This is a genomic window from Nitrospirota bacterium, assembly GCA_030645475.1.
Taxonomy (GTDB): Bacteria; Nitrospirota; Nitrospiria; order Nitrospirales; family Nitrospiraceae; genus Palsa-1315.
This window is the reverse complement of sequence record JAUSMA010000017.1, coordinates 94,830-112,009: the sequence shown is the minus strand read 5'-3', so window position 1 is coordinate 112,009 and position 17,180 is coordinate 94,830. Positions and strand designations below refer to the sequence as shown.

The window sequence follows — 17,180 nt, the reverse complement described above, 5'->3', positions numbered from 1 at the left end:
CAGGCTATCGGCCATACGCCATTCGCTCTTGGCTCTATTCCCAATCCATCCGGTAATTCGGCGCTTCCTTGGTGATAATCACATCGTGCACATGACTTTCGCGGAGACCCGCAACCGTCTGCCGGATAAACGTGGCCTTCTGTTGGAGGTCCGAAATCGTCTTACACCCGCAGTAACCCATGCCGGACTTCACTCCGCCGATCAATTGGTAGATGACGGCTGAGAGTTTCCCCTTATACGGTACGCGGCCTTCAATCCCTTCAGGGACCAGCTTCTGCACCGGACGGCCGCCTTGGCCGTACCGATCTCCGCCGCCGCGCTCCATCGCGCCGATTGAACCCATGCCTCGGTATACCTTATAAGTTCCGGCTTGGTAGAGTTCGGTTTCACCAGGCGATTCGTCTGTGCCTGCCAAGAGTCCACCGAGCATCACAGAGGAGGCCCCGGCTGCCAACGCTTTCGTGATATCGCCTGAGAACTTGATCCCGCCATCGGCAATGATCGGAACCCCGGTGCCCGCGAGGACTTTTGCGCAGTCGGCAATCGCCGTCAACTGCGGCATCCCGGCACCCGACACAATGCGGGTGGTGCAAATTGAACCAGGCCCCACGCCCACCTTGACGGCATCGACACCGGCACGAAGAAGATCCTTCGCCGCCTCGGCAGTGGCAATATTCCCGGCGATCAGTTCAAGCTCCGGATACTTTCGCTTGATCATCTTGACCGTGTCCAGCACTGCACGGGAATGTCCATGAGCGGTATCGACCACGATCACATCCACCCCCGCCTTCTTGAGCCGCGCCACACGATCTGGCGTATCCGGCCCTACTCCGACAGCCGCACCCACGCAGAGCCGGCCATGTCCGTCCTTGCAGGAGTTGGGATACATAATGCGCTTTTCGATGTCTTTGATCGTAATGAGCCCCTTGAGCTCGAAATGCTTATTGACGACGGGGAGCTTCTCGATCCGATGCTCGTGCAGCACCTCGCGAGCTTTTTCCAAGCTCGTCCCTTCGGGCGCCGTGATCAGCTTATCCCGCTTCATCACTTGCGAGACCTTCAGATCCATTCTGGTTTCGAACCGCAGATCGCGATTCGTGAGAATACCCACCAGCTTTTTATCTTTCGTCACGGGAATACCTGAGATCCGGTATTTGGCCATCAAGCCGTGGGCATCGCGAATCGTTTGATCGGGCGAAATCGTAATCGGATCGAGAATCATCCCGCTCTCTGATTTCTTGACGCGGTCCACTTCAACCGCCTGATCCGTCGGCGACAAGACGCGATGAATAATCCCAAGACCGCCTTCGCGGGCCATGGCGATGGCCAGACGGGACTCGGTCACGGTATCCATCGCCGAACTGATAATGGGGACATTGATTTTGATATGGCGCGTGAGCATCGTACGCATGTCGACCTCACTCGGCAAAATCTGAGACTTGGCCGGAATCAACACGACGTCGTCGTAGGTCAATCCTAAGCGTGGTTCTTTATCGAGCATGTCGTCCCTTCACTAGATCCTCAATCCCTTGTCGCCGCGCTTACGACTTCTTCGACGCTACTCCTGTCACTTGTGCATTTTCGATTTCAGCCACGCTCTCGGCATCTTCCTGGAGCCGTTCGCTCCCCTCGTCGGCCGGCATGAACTGTTCGACCCTGGTATTTCCGCTATCGACGGCAAATACGCTGCCCCTGACATCGACCGCGATACCGTAGGGGAAATTGAATTGCCCTTTTCCGTTTCCGAACCCACCCCACTGGGTGATGAAATTGCCTTCTTTATCGAACTTCTCGATGCGATGGTTGCCGGTGTCCGTCACATACACATCGCCGGCGCCATCGACCGTAATACCCCAGGGAGACCGCAACTGACCGGCCTCTTGGGCCAGCGGACTGCTGGCATGGCCCGGCTCAGAGCTGCCGCCCCACTTGGTCAACAACTGTGGCAACACGTTGGTGCTGGTGTCGAACTTCTGAATCCGATGGTTTCCCATATCGACGACGTACACAAATCCATCTGTCTGATCCACAGCCACACCGCGCGGGAAGTAGAACTGGCCATCTCCGTTCCCGAAGCTGCCCCAGGACATGATGAACTCGCCGTTCATGTCGAACTTCTGCACGCGGAAGTTGGCGCTGTCGACCACGTAGACATACCCGCGCACCCGGTCGACCGCGATACCCCAGGGTGAGTTGAATTGGCCTTCGCCGTTTCCGCGCGACCCGAATTTCATGAGATAGCCGCCGAGTTTCCCGTCGAACTTCTGAACGCGATGATTGTTCGTATCGACCACCCAGACGTCGCCCTTGCCGTCGCAGGCGATGCCGGTCGGGTTGTGGAAATTCGAATTGGCAGAACCGAAGTTACCCCAGAGAATGATGAAGTTTCCGGCATTGTCGAATTTCTGAATGCGGTTGTTGCCGTTATCGACCACGAACAACGACCCTTGCTGATCGACACACATGCCATACACCGGAGCCATAAATTCGCCGCCATGCAACAGCGACGCACCGCGGCCGGTCCGGCCCCATTCAGCCACGCACAGGTACCCCGACGTGTTGACCAAAATCGTGGTGCTGGCCGGAGTGGAGACGTTTCCGCCCAAATCCTTAAACCAGACGTAGATCGCTTTCTGCCCGTCTCCCAGCGACAAAATAAACGGAATCGTTGCGCCGAACTTGGTAGCCGGCGTCACATCGACCCATCCCGGCGTCCCCGCCATGGGGGTCATCGGCGCCTCGGAGATAAAATAGGCCGCCACTCCGGTATCGACATCGTTCGCTGAAATCGTGACGATGACTTCCGGCGTATTCGTCATGAAGGCGCCATGATTGATCACGGCATAGGGATTTTGCGGCGCCGTGATATCGATGAGGACCGGCGTGGCCGTGACTTCGCTCGACAACGCACTTTCAGCGCCGGTCTCGAATACGGCGGTCACGGCATAGAAATAGGGGGTATCGTTCGAAAGCCCGGTGTGCGCATAGGGGTTCGTCACGCCTTCGATTTTTGTCGCCGTCTGCGTGGTGAGCTCCGGAATGGTATTGAAGTACAGGTTATAGGAATGGGCGCCAGGGACCTCCATCCAGCTCAGGAAGGCTTCCGTATCTCCTGCTTTGACTGCCACACTGTAGGGCGGCGGCGTCTCACTCGGGACCTGACTGATGGCCGCGGCGTCCTTCCCGCGATTGAGCTCTTCCTCCGTCGGCACATACTTGAGGATGCGGCCATTGCCGCTGTCGACTACATAGACCGCGCCTTCTTTGTCAACCGCGATCCCGTAGGGATAATTGAGCTGCGACTCTGCCCGTCCGCGATTACCCCAGGCACAGAGGAACGTCCCGTTGCCGTCAAACTTCTGAATGCGGTGGTTCCCGGTGTCGACCACATAGACATTGCCGAGCGCATCGCAAGCAATGCCCCAGGGGGACTTGAACTGCCCAGGGCCTGCGCCCTCACGGCCCCACTTGGCCAGGAAGCTCCCGCGCGCATCGAACTTCTGAATACGATTATTGCTTTCATCCGCCACGAAAATGTTGCCGACAAAGTCGACGGCTACGCCACGCGGGAAAAAGAACGCGCCATCGAAGCTGCCGTCACGACCCCACTTGAGCAGAGCCTGTCCATCAGACGTGAACTTCTGAATCCGCGCGTTGCTCGTGTCGGAGACATAGAGGTTCCCCTCGGCGTCCGTCGCCAATCCCCAGGGCACGTCGAACCGGCCCAGATCCGCCCCACGCCATGCAAACCCGAACTTGCCCCAGGCCTGCATCACATTGCCGTCGAGGTCGAATTTCTGGATGCGGTTATTCCCGCTGTCTGCGATGTACAACACGTCGTTCGGCCCGACCGCCAAACCACGCGGATAGTAGAAGCTCCCTTCCTGAGAAGAGGGATCGCCGCCCCAACGCGCGAGAAATTTTCCGGTTTTATCGAGCTTCTGAATCGAATGGTTATCGGTGTCGGCCACGTAGATATTGCCGTCTTTATCGAGCGTGATTCCCGTGGGCGAGCTGAACTCCCCGTCATCCACGCCTTCTCGGCCGATAGACATCGCCAACAGATAGGGCGAGGGAATCGCCATGACCTCTTTCGACTCGAGGCTCTCCCCCTTTTGCGTGACGACGGTCACCACATAGTAATAGCAAGTCCCGTTGGCCAGATCGTCATGGACAAACGGACTCTGAATGCCTTCCACACAGGCGCCATTCTCTTTTGTCACCCCAATGACGGCTTTGAAATCATCGTCGCCGGCAATCGGACGCGTGAGGTCGGAGAACTTGATCATCACGCCCTTGGTCGTCTTGAAATAGAGATTGTAGTACATGGCATCGGGAACGGAGTCCCAGGTAATGGTCACCCGGCCATTCCCCGGTTTTGCGGCCACGTTCGCCGGAGCCGGAGGGAGCTCTTCTTCTTCGGCGATTGAATCACCGGCACCCCATTCTCCCTGAATTTCTTCGATGGTCAGATGCGTTCGATCAAACCGAAACATCTCGTCGAATAGCCATGCTTTAATCATTGGTGGTGCCTCGTGTGACAGGACCGGGTGAAATCGAAGAACTTCGCCTCTTTCAACAACTTAGATTGAGAACGGGAAGTCTAACAAAGCGGCTTGAGGGGAGTCAACGGGGGAACGGGGATGGAGCCTGATGATCTTCTGTGCTCGCGGAACGCGCACGATAAGAATGTGCTCGTCCGACGCGCGCCAGTGGAAGATCAATCAGCCCCCATCCCCTGAAGAGAACATGAGCGGCTTGGAGGGATCACTTCGAGGTGTGGGATCGTCCAAATGCGCACAGTGAAGAACAGCCTGCCGACTCCCTGCCGGGACAAAAGGCCCTCGTTGACGCGCGCAATTCAAGGAGCACTCAGGCTCCCGTTTTTGAAAGATGTGGGGAGGTGGAAGGAAATGGGGAATCAAGGGGGGCGGGAGTCTCGGTTCTAAGTCCGAGGCTTCCAGAACTTCGAACCGCAAACTTCGAACTTCTAATCGCGCTATTCTCGCCTGTCTCGCGCTTCGTGCGCTATCAAGACGCTGGCGAACTTTTTCAGCATCCTATTACGCCTGTTCAACCGGCTCTTCGAGCGAATCTTGAAGTACCGTCTCGTTGGTTTCTACATCAAAGGCCAATACCGCCTCACCTTCCGCAAGGTCACTCGTGACGGGAAGGTCTTCAGAATAGGACGATTCGGATGTCTCAACCGTTAGCAACGACTCCTGTTCAATCGGCAAGAGCGCCTGCTCGGATTCGCCCAGTTCTTTGAACTCACGCAACGGAGGAAGCTGGGTCAGGTCTTGTAGGCCGAAATGCTCAAGGAAGAACTTGGTGGTGCCGTACATGATAGGCCGGCCTGGCACGTCTTTTCGCCCGACGATCCGCACCAGCTTACGCTCGCACAGGGTGCGTAACACACCGGACGTTTCGACGCCACGAATCTCTTCGATCTCAGCCCGCACGAGCGGCTGCTTGTAGGCAATAATGGCGAGGGATTCGAGGGCGGAGCGCGAGAGCTTTTGCGCCGCCTTCGCCTTATCCATTCGCTTCAACCAGGGCCCATACTCCTGCTTCGTCACCAGCCGATACCCGCCTGCAACCTGCACCAGCTGAATGCCGCGCCCTTCCTGATCCAAGTCGTGCGCGAGAATATCCAAAGCCTGCACCACTTCGGCTTTTGAGACCGTCCCCACAATCGACATCAACCTCGCCACCGGCACCGGTTCGGGCGACACGAACAAGACGGCTTCAAGAATCGCTTTCAGTTCCCGCACGTCGATGGCGACAGCCTGGCTGTTCATCGTCGTCTCGGCAACGGCTTCCTGAGCAACGACTTCAGGCTCCGGCACCTCGCCGCCGTCAAGAAGCGGCGTTGGTTCCACCAATGTCATGTCGACTGTTTCCTGTTCCACGGTTGAGCTCATGCTCCCCTCCATTCAGCATCATCTAATTCCGCCGGGTCTGGCACGAGTGAAAAGGCGCGCGACACAAGGATCGGCCCAAAATGCTCCGCCTGGAATATCCGGGCCGTTCGAAGCTTCATGAGCTCCAGCAAGGCCAAAAATGTCACGATGATCACCAGCCGATGACAGGACGGCTCGAAGAGATCGACGAAGTTTACCGACTCCTGCCCTTCCAACATTTCTAAGATCGAATTCATCCGATCCCGAACCGTCAAATTATCGGGTAGGATATCCATGAAGGTCTTGCCGGGATTGCGATTCAAAATCCCCTGCAACGCATCCACGAGATCGAACAAGCTGACATCGACCATCAGCGACTCATCCGACTCCAATTCGACCGTCGGGCTCTGTTCACGACTGTAGATCTCCCGCCACAACCGCTCGTGCTCGTCCAACTGGTTGGCTGCCTCTTTGAACTGCTTATACTCGAGCAAACGCCGTACCAATTCCTCACGAGGATCCGGCCCATCTTCCTCGTCAACCGCCGTCTCATCGACGGGAAGCAGCATCTTGGATTTAATCTGAATCAGGGTCGCCGCCATGACCAGAAACTCCCCTGCGACCGTCAGGTTGAGGTCTTCCATCGCCTCAATATAAGTGAGGTATTGCTGGGCAATCAGATGGATGGGAATGTCATAGATATTGATCTCGCTCTTCTTAATCAGATGGAGCAGGAGATCAAGCGGCCCCTCAAAGTTCTCGATGCGAACCTGATAGGGCAATTCGGTTTGTTCGGTATCGTCTGAGTGGTTATCCACAAGCGGACTTATACCAGCTTTGGGGGGAGAGGAGCAAGCCTCCATCTATTAGTAGTGGTCACAGAGAGAAACCGCCATCTTCACCGCGAACGAATCAGATAGGCAATCAGCATGGCACTGAAGATCAGGAGGGAGAGGATGATCGCATACTGCACAGTCTGATTTTCGAGCCCCAGGGGAGCCTGTCCGGTCGCCGATCTGGTCGCTCGGGTAAACAGTGGACCCTGTTCGAAAAAGACTTTGGAAAAGTCCTCTCGCCCTTTGAACTTCGCATCGGAAAAGTCTGCCGTCGATCGGAACGTCGCCCGGCGGAAGTAGGCGTCTCCCTCGAACAGGGTAAAGGTAAAGAACGCCTCCCGATCAAACGTGGCTTCAGAGAAATCCGCCAAACCCTGGAACCGGCTTCCGGAAAACCCGGTGCCCAACTTGAAATAGGTACGCGACAGATTGGCATCCTTCTCGAAGACCACTTCCAAGAACTCCACCAGCCCATTGAATCCCGATTGCTGGAATGTCACCGGCCCGTGAAAGACAGATCGATGGAATCGCGCATGGGGGCCAAAGGCCGTCTTCTCCGCAAAGAGGTCGCGCAGAAATCGCCCCTGCACAAAATAGCTCTCTTGCAAGAACACCGCACCTGACAACGTCACAGGCTGCACGAACAGAGACTGTGAGAGATCCACGATCTGTTCGAACTTAGTCCCGCTGAACGTCACAGGCCCCTTCACCACCAGCAGCCCTTGCCTCGATTGGTGCCTGATCGCTCCGCGCACCACCGAATTGACGATCGTCAGGGAACCGGCAATCACGCGGACCTCCCGCCCCTGCAGTTCCTTCATCCCCTCAAGCTCGGACGGCAACGAACCAACTGGCAAGGTATCCAGCGACAGATCGCCGCGAACCACCACCCCTGAAAGATCGAGCCCCTTCCCCTCCTTGAGCGCCTGGAGTAACTGCGCCGCATCCACCGCTCGCGCCTCTCGCTCCGGTTCCGTGCAGTCCGCGCCAAGATGCAGCGTAAACGCCGCGCCTGGCCCTGAAGCAGACTGCTCCACCGAACAGGTTGACGCCACGGCACCGATCGGCAGACCGAGAAGCGCCATCCCGCCCGCTATGATCCCTGCACATATCCGATTCATCATGCAGGCCCTTATACGGAATGCCAAGGCCCAACGCAAGACAAGAACCGCTGAATGACTGTACGGCCCAACAGAAATTGCTACACTTTCGAGAACGAACAGCGCTGAACGAGAAACGCGGAACGCTGAAGGGACAATCGTGCCTCTCATCATCGTTCATCGCTCACTGCTCAGCGTTTCATCCCACGAAGGAGCCCCACGATGCCACGTCATCTTGCTGCCATTTGCACGTTAGTCCTCACCCTTCTCTGTGGAATCCCAGCCTCAGTCCGCGCGGATACGGTCATTGAGCTCCCAGTCCTGGCGGCGATTCACCAAAATAATCTCGGCGTGTTTGAAGTCCTCATGATGTGGTGGGATAAAAACCCCGACCCGAATCCCATTCGACTCCAATGGCTCCTTGCCGGCGTACGGCTGGGCGATGCCCATTTAGGCGCCATGGCTCAGGCCTTTAGCTATGCCGTCGAACGGACACCCTCGCTCCAGCATAGTGGAACCGTCTCGGTGCAAGGGGTCGCCTATCGGCCCACCGGCAGCGACGGACCGAGCGCCGGGGCGGCGATGACAGTCGGATTCATTGCCCTATTCAAGGGCGACCGCATTCAGCGAGGCATTGCTTTGACCGGAACCATTGAGCCGGGAGGACAGATCGGCCCGGTGGGCAGTATCCCCGATAAGATTCGGGCGGCTGCACGAGAAGGGTTTCGCACCGTGCTTGTTCCGCGCGGGCAGATGTATGACGCGAGATGGAACCTGAACGAATTGGGGCTTCAGCTCAATGTGACGGTGAAAGAAGTCGACACAATCGATGAGGCGTATCTGCTCATGACAGGCCAACGAATCTAGAACAGGATGCTGAAACAGTCCGCCAGCTTCGTTCTCGCATCGTTCAGACCCTCAACGTACCGAAGAGAGGCTCACGGATATCGGAATCACTGGAGGGGCCTTTCCGTTCGCCAAGATCCATTCAAAGGGCGAACGGCCCACACGAAGTGCGGTTTGTACCTCCTCGGCTCTTCACTCGCTGCGGCCTTGCTGAACGGCCTTTTTGAGCATCCTGTTAAGCTGCGGCGACTTGCATGATTGCGTCATACTCCGCTTGCGTCAACCGATGCATGCCCAAGGTTAAACGTCGCGTGAGTTCGGCCTGATCGGCAATCTGCAACACGTTCAGCAAGAGGGGTTGACTCACAGCGGATGGGCAAGCCAACCGACGTACGCCGTCGATCCGCACAAAGCCAAATCTGGCCTCCGTTCTCAACTCATCGCTGAGGAACGCGTCCAACGCGGAAAAATCTAACACGGGAGAGAGGATTCGAAACTCGGCACAGAGCCCGACCTTCAGCACATACACCAACCCACGAGACTCTGCATCGAGGTAGGTCTGGAGATTCGTCCGGATCAGTCCGGTGCAGAGGCCCCAGAGGCCATGCCCGAGTTGCAACTCAGCACTTTCCTCCGAGGTGCGCTCTCGCAAAGCCCCGGCCACGAACAAAAAATGACTCATAGGCAATTCATCGCGGGTATTCAGCAGGAAGATATTACACGGGCAGAACGGATACCATGAAACCGGAACAGAGTCCCAGCCTCATCTCGCCGGACGACTCGGCGAGACCTGGCATCCCATGCGGGTGTCAATGCGTGTGGTAATCGTCTGAGTCCTCGAGCAGGCTCTCTGGTTTTTCGAGGAAATCCGAGTCTTCATCTTCCCCATCCAGCGTAAGCTCTTCTTCCACGTCTTCATCGGTCTCGTCGGCGTCATCGGCCAGATCGACATCGTCATCGAGCAACTCATCCTCAAGATCGGCATCTTTCGGCATCGGAGACGCCGTCGGCCGCGAGGATACTGGCCTCTGGACCTCGTCCTCATCCATGAACGACTGCACGGGCTTCTTGACGTGGGCTGGAGACGCGGACTTGGACGACGGGGCTGACACCGTTTTTGCTGCCGGTTTTTTCAGCGCGGGCTTGGGTGCCGCCGCAGAACGTTTCGGGGCAGCCTTCTTGGCAGTTTTCATCGTGACTTTCTTCGCAGCAGATTTCTTCACGGCCTTCTTGACTGCGGGTTTTGCTTTGGGTTTTGCTTTGGCTTTGGCCGTTGCCTTCGCAGAGGCTTTCTTCGCCGGTTGTTTCTTCTTCACCATCGAAATTCTCCTCTTTCATCCAGTGGATGTGTGACGCGGCCTCCATCTAGCATGAACTTATGGGGTCTTGCAACTCACACCCCCCATCGCCTCCGAAAGGATGCCACAAACCCGCTCCTGCAACCAATCCGCTCCACGACGGCTCACCCCCATACGCGCGCGTCACCGGCATGATAAAATAGGCAGTAGAAGAGAGCCGAATCCTTCTCCATCCAAACGGCTCTATGGTATAGAAAGAAAACTGTCTGGGAGCCCTCATGAACCCTCGCCTCCTCATAGCCCTGCTTCTCACCCTGGGACTGTTCTCGGCCTGGCCGACGGCCGCGACACCCCCTTACACAGCCATCATTATCGAGAGTGGTTCCCCCTACTTTGTGCCGAAATCCGTCACCGTCTCGACTGGATCTCCCATCCAGTGGGAAAATCCCACAGCAACGGAACATACCGTCACCCATACCGGCTGTTTGGAGGACGGCGATCACTGCGCCTTCGACTCCGGCCTCATGCTTCCGAACGGCACATTTACACTCCCCGGACTCGCTCCCGGCCGTTACCCCTACCTCTGCCGCATTCATCCCATCATGCGCGGAGTCATCACCGTTACCGACGGCCCCCAGATCCCATCCCAGCTCTAACGTTTGTCTGAAGAAAAGAGCCTATAGTGTATGGCTGATGGCTAGAAACCAGAGCCGGAACTGCCCAACCCGATGATCGACTGATTCTCACGACAGATCGTGCGTTCCCCGAGCCATCATCTATACGCCATTCGCGATCAGCTCCCCCACCAACGGCGCTTCACGTCCCTTTGGGCCTTGCGAGAATCCTGGCCCCTCGTGTAGGCTGCGGCGCTCACACAGGTTGTCCAACAGGCTGCGGAAAACTCTGTGAAAGAAAAAAGTACAGCTCAAATGTTTCGCATGCATAGAAACTCCAATAGCTTCAGGATGCTCAAAAAGGCCGTCCAGCAAGGCCGCAGCGAGCAAAGAGGCGAGGCGGACCCTTGTGGTACGTTGAGCCTTTTCGTGAAGCGAGAACGCCGCTGGCGGTCTTTTTCAGCATCCTGCTAAACATGAAACCAGCTGTCGCCGCGCATCAACCGCTCAGCCTCACCGGAGAGACGCTCAGTCTCCTGGCCTGGCATATCCCCGATCTCATCGCCTATCAGCACCACGAAGACGAATGGTGGTTCGCCCCCCTCGATGACAATCTGCCCATCGTGCGATTGAATCGCACCGGCCTGGAGATGCTCCAGGCGATGAACGGCCACACCTCCGTTAGCGCACTGGTGGAAAAATATGGGACGAAGATCTGCGGACCGGATGGACAGCCTGGGCAGTGGCATTTGGAACATTGGTCCCTGCCCACCTACTCGCTGTGCTACTTCGGAACGGAACCTCCTGGCGGCCACCGCCACAAGGCCAAGTGGGACCTGCTCCTCCAAGAAATCAGGGAAGGCTGGTCAGGGCAAGAGGGGTTCGAGGGGGAAGAACACCTTGAAGACTTTCATCATCACGAACTCTCCGACAGCGGCGAAGACGACGGCCACTTCGACCTCATCGAAACCACCGTGTCACACCTCTTCCGGGAGCCGAACGAGACACTCAACGGCTTGACCTATGGCCGGCTGCTGATGAAACAATTGCGGAAGCTCGGCTGGTTCAACCCCAAGCCCCGCGTCATCGTGGAAGTAGGCGGCGGACTCGGCTACCTCGCCCGAGAGTTGGGCAAGGAACTGTTGCCGTTTGAAAAGCAGACCATCCGCTACATCTCCCTCGACATCACCCAGCCCTTCCTCAAGCTGCAAGTCACCCGCGCCAAGACCGGAGGCTGGGGTGGCATCGGCACCCGCGCCAACGGCGAAATGCTGCCCTTCAAAGACAACTCCGTCGACCTCGTCATCGACAACGAAAACATGGCCGACATGACCCCGGTAAAGCTGACCAGGAAAGAACTCCAAGAGGGAACGGGCGAGACGCCGCAGCATCAGGAAGCATTAGATTGGATCAGACGCACAAGGCTGCCGCTGGGCCAGGACCTGCCGGAAGATGTGATCTTCAACCTCGGCCCCTTTCGCTTCGTGGCGGAGCTCTGGCGCGTCTTGAAGCCGGGCGGCAGGGCTTTTCTCACGGAGTTCGGGATCGAAGAAGGCTGGCCGGCACCGGTCAAGCTGCCGGGCCATACGGAATACGAAGTCCAATACAGCCACTTGCGCCAAGCCGTGCGCTGGCTGGGATTCCAGGAACGTTATCTCTCGCTGCCACAGTTCCTCGCCATGAAGCCTGACACCAAAGTGCTTTGCACCGGCGCGGCCTATACCATTCAGCGGTTCTGCCAGGCTATGAACAAGCCCTTCCCCGTGCGTGCCTATACGGAGAAGGAACTGCAACAGGCTCTGGGCGACATGCTCCCCAAACTCCATGGTTGCCACTACCACGACGTGGTCGATCCCGCCTGGTTCGGCCTCCTCGACTTCAAAGTCTTGTTATTGGAAAAGCCAGGCGGAGCCCCGAAAGCCAGCTTCTCTGAGAACCAAGGCTATCGGTGGTATTCGCAGAAATAGGCAGGGAAGCTGTCAGCCTTCAGCGATCAGCCGCGACAAAGACTCTCTACTCTGCGAATTCAACTCGAATGGTACGTCCCAGCCGCACTTCAAGGGTGATAAGCATTTCGAGGCTGAACTTGTCCCATTTGCCACACACAAGATCGGACACACGGGATTGTGCGATGCCAAGACGCTTGGCGGCTGCTGCCTGAGTGAGCTTCTGCTTTTCGATGTAGAGGCGAAGATCGCTCATGAGATTGGCTCGCATCTGGAGCACGGCTGCCTCGGCTGGATCGAAGCCGAGATCAACAAAGATATTGTCGCTGGATTTAGTAATTTTCTTTTTCATGACCGGTCTATGCCCACTCGTCGCGCAAGCGACGCTGATAGTCAACAGGGTCCTCCGACAATCGGATCACACCCTCGTGATGCCGGAGTTGTTCAACTCCGCATGCCGAGGCAGCACCCAACAACTGCCGTTCGATGCGCAGCCACTCCTCATAGGGGATTAAAACCCCGACAGGGCGCCCCTCTTCGTCAGTCACAATCTGCTTGTGAATCGCGCTCATCAAAACACCACTCCAGACGCCCTATTATAATCAACGACGAGCAAAAGGGAACGCTGAATTGGGAGCACAGAGACTGACCATGCACCCTGTGCTCCCGGAACAGAGGAAGGGATGGAGCCTGATGATCTTCCGTGCTCGCGCAACGCGCGGCCTCCGAAGGGGAAGAGGGGGCAGCCTGGCCGTCCTCCTGCTCGCGGAACGCGCACGATGAGGCTGTGCTCGTTCGACGCGCGCATTCGAGGATCGACCAGGCCGCCCCATGAATAGAAAAGGAAGCGAGCTTGGAAGGGTCACTTCTAGAATAATGCCGAGCTGGATGCGCACAGTGAAGGAATGCCTGGTTAGCCTACTTGAAGAGTAACGGGGAGAGCACGGAAAGGAGTCGTTCGATCGGAAGACGAGATGTATGATTACAAGACCTGACCCTGAATGCCGCCGCACAATCAGTCGATAAATTGGGTGAATCGTCTATTTGTGACAGTCGCCCCGTAGTTCTCAAAAAGGACATCAATAAAGTGTGGAGCCAGTCTGGAAATGTTTGTTGATGAACCTGAACTATATACCTCCCCCTGCCAAATAGTTCTGATGGCTTCAGGAGCCTGGGATTTCTCAAGATCTACCAAGACGATCTCGAAAAACCGGGCATACTCAGAAGAAGATTCTACCCTTTGACCTCCCCAAACAAAGTCTGGGCTGCTACTAACGCTGGCTATGCCAGAACCAACTGAGTATTTGTAGATAACGGCAACATTCGGAACCTCTTCGGGGGAAGCCTTTCGATACCCATGCTCTGCCATTTTCTTTTCAATATGCTCTCTGATAATGCGTTCGGTTAGGCTTATGGAATCTGGAGAGATAACTTTGAACAGAGGATTATGTGGAGGCTCCATATGCGACAAAGTGCTTACTCTACCAGTAAGCGCAGCACAGCCAGCAAGCAAAGAGCCAACAACAATGAATGATGCCAGTCGCGAAGGTTCCGTCCGCATCCAGTGCCTCCCCCTTGAAACATTAAAAAGGCTTCGACAACCATTCGCCCCATAGTCGTTTATCGAGCATATTCACGCGTTTCGTTAGTCGAGGTATCCAATTAGATAGATGATCCCCCCTGAGTTTTCCTGACAATCCAGTGAATGGTTCCTTCTTTAAAGCAAAATGAGCTAACCCTACTTTTCCAATAGAGCAGTTCAGGCTCTAAGTCTCAGAGCCTGTTCAATGTTCTGCTGTCGCCTACTGTTGTCGAGGCTCTGTCCTTGAACTCCCACTGCGTTGGACAAGCCAATTAGGTTCGCCCGTGCCTTTTCGATGTCCTTAAACGTAGGAGTAATGCGCAGACACGACCAGACGCCATAGAAGGGTATTGAGTTAGCTTGTGCTATCAGCGTACTGGCCAGTTCACGATATTTCGCCCTCGCCTCCCGAGCCCGAGCATCATCGGAGCCCGTAACATTCACCACCGTGTCTGCATTCGCGAAGAGCACAAGTGACTTGGCAATCGCCTCTCTAGTCGTTCTAAGTTCTGAAATGGGTTTTACGGCAAACTGCGCTCCAACATACCCGATGACGCCTAATGCTGCGGACGCAAAATAACCAACGTAATCCATGTAACCCTCTCGTAAACCGATTAAAGATCAAGTCTTGGGTTGAGGGTCAAGTCTTGCAACCGAACACTTCTAGCGTCCGGTCCTTCGAAGACTTCTCAGTCATCGTGTCCGCGTTGCTAGGTCGATAAGCACCCCTTCCCGCAATCCCAGATCGCTGACTAACACGCTCGGCATTCCCAATGTCTCCATGATCGTCCGAATGATGATCGCGCCAGCAGCGATGACTTCTTAACGGCCTTTTTCGAGACCAGGCCGAGCTTAAGGAGTCAGACCCCTTTGGTTCCATTCGCAGCTGGTGCAAACGCTATTTCGCGAGCTTGAAGGCTACCGCAGCGTCCGAACGCTGACTTCCCTGAAGAACACGATATCTTCATTGCTGTGGTTCTGAAGACCGATGTACCCGGCCAGCGGCCTAGGGCCACGATCGGGCTCCCAATCCTCCTTCTTAGGGGGCACAGGCTGACCTTCCCGATAATCAGTCACCTGTACGCCGTTGATCGCTACAGTGGTGCAACCGTTATCGAGCGTGATCTCCATCATGTTCCATTCGTCAGCATGAGCCGGTCTGGCAGTCGCTCGAGTCAGAGAATAGAGCACGCCGGTCGTATGGTACTCATCGGCCCGGTCATCGATCTGGACTTCATAGCCGCGGTTGACAGGCATCCACGGCTCGGACGGTTTCTCCGGGACTCGAATGAATACCCCGGAGTTGACGCCCCCTGGATTTCGGTAGATAACTCGAATCACCATGTTGCCGAACGTCTCGCGGGTGTACCACAGCAGCCCCATGCCACCTTCCGTCTTGAGCGAGCCGTCTTGAACAACGAACTGACCTGAGCCTACATGTTCCCACCCGGCAAGATCCCGTCCGTTGAAAAGGGGCCTCCATGAAGTTCGCGGTATATCGGCACACCCGGATATCAGAACAGCAACGGCCAGGCTCACGGCTAATCTGCGTGCCAAACGACTGAGAAGACTCACCGCGCCTCCTTCACTCACTCAGTCTCAACCTGTCCAATAACTCCTCAACTGTTCGAATGTCAGAGCCGCTTTCAAGCAGATGCATGGCAAAATATCAATTGAGTGTCACGTCTTGCGATCATATATTCCTTACAGTCCGATCCTATTAGGTCCTCACGGTCATCCGTATTCGCCTAACCAGATCGATCAGTACCCCTTCGCGCAAGCCCAGATCGCTGACCAGCACCGCCGGCATCCCGAGCGTCTCCATGATCGTCCGGATGATGATCGCGCCGGCGGCGATGACTTCTTCGCGGCCCTTTTCTAAGCCTGGCAGACCTGCTCGGTCGGCTTTATTGCGGCTGAGGAGTGTCTGTTCGGTTTCTTGGATCGTGCTGAGCTGTAACTGATAGTTATGAATTCTGGCTGGCTCGTAGGTGGAAAGTTTCTGGGCCATGGCGGCTAGGCTGGTGATGGTCCCCGCCGTACCGACGAAGGTGGCTGTCCGATAACCATCCATGCCGGCGACTGCTGCTTTTGTTTCTCTTGCGACCCATTCGCGCGCCTGTTGCACTTCATCGGCAGTCGGAGGGTCGTGACGCAAGATCCTCTCGCAGAGACGCACGACCCCGATATCGATCGAGCGCACGACCGGCTTTTGGCCTGGCCTGTCTAAAATAAACTCGGTGCTGCCTCCGCCGATGTCGAGGGCCAGGACGTCGGTCACGCCATCGGGCAAGCCGGAGCGAATGCCCAGCATTGTCCGCCGAGCTTCTTCGTCGCCTGTGATGATCTCGACGTCGAAACCTACCTCACGTTTTACGCGATCGAGAAACTCGTCACGATTGGCTGCATCGCGCACGGCGCTCGTCGCGACGACCGCCACAGCATCGACATGAGAAGCCTCGATCAGCTCCCGCCATTCCCTCAGACACTGGATCACCCGATCCATCGCCATAATGTTCAGTCGCTTGGTCTGATCGACGCCTTCACCCAGCCGCAGAATACGTCGCTCGGATCGGACTTCCTTCAACCCCTTATCGGGAAGCAAATCGGCAATGAGCAGACGGCAGGTGAGCGTACCGATATCCAGGCCAGCGAGACGCATCGTATTTGGCGAATCCTTCATACGTCGATCCGAACTTCCGTCATCTCCGACTCAAACTTCCCGCGGGTCTCTTTGAGCTCCTGGATCTCTTTGACAAGTCGGCCGATTTCCGCGTCGTACAGGACCCGCTCAACCGGCTCGCCTCCCTCGCGAAGGTTCACTGCTCGTTCACCGACATCCCGATGGAGTTCGGCTAATTTCTGATCGAGCTTGCGTATTTCGAGCCGGATACGCAGTAACTCCGTTTCTTCCAACGCGCGGTTCGCCACCTGCGCCGTGCCAAGACGCAACGTCGCGACTCCCGCCTTCAAATCATGTTTCAACCGCTGTAGTAAGCCCACGTAACACCTCTGGCTAGGGGCTAGAGGCAAAGGGCAAGGGGCTTGGAGGAGA

At 56.4% G+C, this 17,180-nt stretch carries 17 protein-coding genes; 3 read left to right on the top strand and 14 right to left on the bottom strand.

Going from position 1 to position 17,180, the window contains the following annotated elements:
- Positions 1-34: 34 nt before the first annotated feature.
- The 5 genes from guaB to Q7U76_05380 all read right to left on the bottom strand — a co-directional run bounded on the left by guaB (position 35) and on the right by Q7U76_05380 (position 7,863).
- The gene (gene guaB / locus Q7U76_05400) at positions 35-1,501 is read right to left on the bottom strand and encodes an IMP dehydrogenase (protein MDO8355809.1); all 1,467 of its coding nucleotides are present in this window, start codon (positions 1,499-1,501) and stop codon (positions 35-37) included.
- Between the two features lie 40 nt (positions 1,502-1,541).
- Entirely contained in the window at positions 1,542-4,523 is a 2,982-nt protein-coding gene (locus Q7U76_05395; GenBank protein MDO8355808.1) for an SMP-30/gluconolactonase/LRE family protein, read from the bottom strand.
- A 540-nt stretch (positions 4,524-5,063) separates the two neighbouring features.
- Positions 5,064-5,924 carry an SMC-Scp complex subunit ScpB gene (gene scpB, locus Q7U76_05390; protein MDO8355807.1) on the bottom strand — a complete coding sequence of 287 codons (861 nt, stop codon included), beginning with the start codon at positions 5,922-5,924 and terminating at the stop codon, positions 5,064-5,066.
- A complete protein-coding gene (locus Q7U76_05385) occupies positions 5,921-6,721 on the bottom strand; it encodes a segregation/condensation protein A (GenBank protein ID MDO8355806.1) in 801 nt (266 codons plus the stop codon). Before Q7U76_05385 ends, scpB begins: the two co-directional genes overlap by 4 nt.
- Before the next feature lie 80 nt (positions 6,722-6,801).
- Positions 6,802-7,863, bottom strand: a complete 1,062-nt coding sequence (locus Q7U76_05380) for a pentapeptide repeat-containing protein (protein ID MDO8355805.1) — start codon at positions 7,861-7,863, stop codon at positions 6,802-6,804.
- A 198-nt stretch (positions 7,864-8,061) separates the two neighbouring features.
- On the opposite strand from Q7U76_05380, the gene Q7U76_05375 reads away from it, so the two are divergent.
- Positions 8,062-8,706, top strand: a complete 645-nt coding sequence (locus Q7U76_05375) for a S16 family serine protease (GenBank protein MDO8355804.1) — start codon at positions 8,062-8,064, stop codon at positions 8,704-8,706.
- A 214-nt stretch (positions 8,707-8,920) separates the two neighbouring features.
- On the opposite strand, the gene Q7U76_05370 is transcribed toward Q7U76_05375, so the two are convergent.
- Both Q7U76_05370 and Q7U76_05365 read right to left on the bottom strand, forming a co-directional pair.
- Positions 8,921-9,367, bottom strand: a complete 447-nt coding sequence (locus Q7U76_05370) for a hypothetical protein (protein MDO8355803.1) — start codon at positions 9,365-9,367, stop codon at positions 8,921-8,923.
- Between the two features lie 127 nt (positions 9,368-9,494).
- A complete protein-coding gene (locus tag Q7U76_05365) occupies positions 9,495-10,004 on the bottom strand; it encodes a hypothetical protein (protein MDO8355802.1) in 510 nt (169 codons plus the stop codon).
- Between the two features lie 257 nt (positions 10,005-10,261).
- On the opposite strand from Q7U76_05365, the gene Q7U76_05360 reads away from it, so the two are divergent.
- Positions 10,262-10,639 (top strand): cupredoxin domain-containing protein, encoded by a 378-nt coding sequence (locus Q7U76_05360; protein MDO8355801.1) that lies wholly within the window; start codon positions 10,262-10,264, stop codon positions 10,637-10,639.
- Positions 10,640-11,073: 434 nt separating this feature from the next.
- Positions 11,074-12,564, top strand: a complete 1,491-nt coding sequence (locus tag Q7U76_05355) for a methyltransferase domain-containing protein (protein MDO8355800.1) — start codon at positions 11,074-11,076, stop codon at positions 12,562-12,564.
- 46 nt (positions 12,565-12,610) lie between these two features.
- Here the strand turns inward: Q7U76_05355 and Q7U76_05350 are convergent, their stop codons facing one another.
- From Q7U76_05350 to Q7U76_05320, 7 genes are all read right to left on the bottom strand, one after another.
- Entirely contained in the window at positions 12,611-12,895 is a 285-nt protein-coding gene (locus Q7U76_05350) for a helix-turn-helix transcriptional regulator (GenBank protein MDO8355799.1), read from the bottom strand.
- 7 nt (positions 12,896-12,902) lie between these two features.
- On the bottom strand, positions 12,903-13,115 hold the full coding sequence (locus Q7U76_05345) for a hypothetical protein (protein ID MDO8355798.1): 213 nt from the start codon (positions 13,113-13,115) through the stop codon (positions 12,903-12,905).
- Between the two features lie 443 nt (positions 13,116-13,558).
- The gene (locus tag Q7U76_05340; protein MDO8355797.1) at positions 13,559-14,104 is read right to left on the bottom strand and encodes a DUF4136 domain-containing protein; all 546 of its coding nucleotides are present in this window, start codon (positions 14,102-14,104) and stop codon (positions 13,559-13,561) included.
- A gap of 198 nt (positions 14,105-14,302) precedes the next feature.
- Positions 14,303-14,719: a hypothetical protein gene (locus Q7U76_05335; GenBank protein ID MDO8355796.1), complete on the bottom strand. Its 417-nt coding sequence runs from the start codon at positions 14,717-14,719 to the stop codon at positions 14,303-14,305.
- 324 nt (positions 14,720-15,043) lie between these two features.
- A complete protein-coding gene (locus Q7U76_05330) occupies positions 15,044-15,664 on the bottom strand; it encodes a DUF1080 domain-containing protein (GenBank protein MDO8355795.1) in 621 nt (206 codons plus the stop codon).
- Between the two features lie 181 nt (positions 15,665-15,845).
- Positions 15,846-16,808, bottom strand: a complete 963-nt coding sequence (locus Q7U76_05325; GenBank protein ID MDO8355794.1) for a Ppx/GppA phosphatase family protein — start codon at positions 16,806-16,808, stop codon at positions 15,846-15,848.
- Positions 16,805-17,128, bottom strand: a complete 324-nt coding sequence (locus tag Q7U76_05320) for a hypothetical protein (protein ID MDO8355793.1) — start codon at positions 17,126-17,128, stop codon at positions 16,805-16,807. Before Q7U76_05320 ends, Q7U76_05325 begins: the two co-directional genes overlap by 4 nt.
- Positions 17,129-17,180 lie beyond the last annotated feature (52 nt).